The organism is Arhodomonas sp. KWT (genome assembly GCF_010993615.1).
In genome coordinates this window covers 2,174-3,991 of record NZ_WNXE01000132.1, presented here as the reverse complement: position 1 = coordinate 3,991, position 1,818 = coordinate 2,174, and the positions used below count along the sequence as shown (strand labels likewise).

Genomic DNA, 1,818 nt, shown 5'->3' with positions numbered 1-1,818 from the left:
GAGCGGCGGCGTGACGGAGAGCCCCTACCAGGTGGTCGAGGGCAGCGTGCGCAACATCCTCGGCAACGAACAGGGCAGCGGCGGCGACGACGAGGAGCAGCGTCAGCGTACCGGTAGCCAGCGCTCGACAGTCTCGGTGGACGAGGTCTCCGGGTCCCTCTACGTCAAGGGACGCCCGGAGAAGATCCACGCCGTCGACCGCTACATCACACAGCTCAAGGACACGGTAGGGCGGCAGGTCTTCATCGAGGCCCAGCTCATCGACGTGCGCCTCAGCGACGGCTTCAAGTTCGGCATCGACTGGACCGTGCTGCGGGACAACTTCGGGGGCGTGATCACCGGCGCCGCGACTCAGCTCGGCGGCACCACGGCCAACCTCCCCAACGCCGGCGGGGCCCTGCCGGGGACCTCGCTGACCATCCCGCAGCGGAACGTGACCGACGGTAACGGCAAGTCCCTGGGCGTCGCCTACCGGGACGGCAATTTCGGCGCGATCCTCCAGGCGCTCGACTCCTTCGGCAGCGTCTCCGTGCTCTCGAACCCGAATATCCTCGCCCGCAACGGCACGCCGGCGATGCTGAGCGTGGGCACCACCTCGCGTTTCGTCTCCAGCAGCTCGGTGACCGAGACCGCACCGGGCGGCGGCGCCACCACCACCACCTCGGACGTTGAGACCGATTCGGTGTTCTCCGGCGTCATGGTGGGCGTGGTCCCCTACGTCCGGGATAACGGCTCCGTCGAGCTGCTGGTCCGCCCGATGCAGACGGAGGTGGACGAGCAGAGCCTGCAGCTGGTCGACGTCGGCGGCGAGACCCGGGTCTCCCTGCCGGAGGTCAACCTCAAGGGCCTGACCACCACGCTGCGGCTGAACGACGGCGACGTCGCCCTGATCGGCGGACTCATCGACCAGACCAGCAGCAAGAGCGACGAGGGCGTGCCCGGCGTGTCGTCAGTGCCCCTCGTGGGCCGGCTCTTCGGCACCCGCGAGCGCCTGACGGAGACCCGCGAGCTGGTGGTCGCCCTCCGCGTGCACGTGCTATGAGCCTGATCCACCGCGCGCTCAAGGAGGTCGAGGGGGAGACGGCCCGCGGCCCCCTGCCCCCGGCGGGTTCGACGGCCGGGCCGCGGCGCTGGCCGCGCCGGCTCGCGGGGCTGGCGACCGTCGCCGTTCTCGGTGCAGTGAGCCCGCTGCTGGCGATGCGGCTGCTGGCCCCGGCGCCTGAACCCCCGCGGCCGGCCGCCGCCGAGGCGGTCGTCATACCGTCCCCCCCGGAGACGGGCGTGAACGAGAGGGCCACGGGAGCGGCGTCATCGGCGGCGGACGTCCGGGATCCAGCCCCGTCCCCCGTAACGGCGGCACCGGAGCGGCCGGGGGACGCCCCGGAGGCCATCACGGTGGCGGACACGCGCGAGCCGGCGGAACACGGGCGCACCGATCCGGACGCGGATCGCGGAGAGGTGCAGGAGACGGACCGGCACGGGGCGCCGGCAGACACGGCGGGCACCGCGGCCAACGCCGACAGTGGCCCGCCGCCGGCGGACAACGGCGCCCGGGACGAGGGTACGGACAGGGCATCGAATGACGGCGACGACACACCGTCCGGCGTCGCCGCGGCAGCGAATGACACGCCGGCGACGGGCGGGCAAAAACACGGCACGGAGCCGGTTTCCCCTGACACCGGCGACACCGGCCGGACCGCCTCACCGCCCTCCCCGGCAGCCGGGGCCCGGGAGACGCGTACACCGGACGGCACCACCGCGAACCGGGCGAGCAGCACGCTCACGGGCGGGGCGCTCGAGCACGCCCGTGAACTGTAT

General features: G+C 72.6%; 1 protein-coding gene and 1 pseudogene. Both read left to right on the top strand.

What is annotated here, in order from left to right; translation table 11 throughout:
- On the top strand, nt 1-1,042 hold a 1,042-nt coding region (mshL, locus tag G7A99_RS14680), incomplete at its 5' end, for a pilus (MSHA type) biogenesis protein MshL (RefSeq protein ID WP_205599866.1).
- A pseudogene (locus G7A99_RS14675) lies at nt 1,039-1,818 on the top strand (hypothetical protein); the annotation flags it as partial. The gene mshL and the pseudogene G7A99_RS14675, both read left to right, overlap by 4 nt.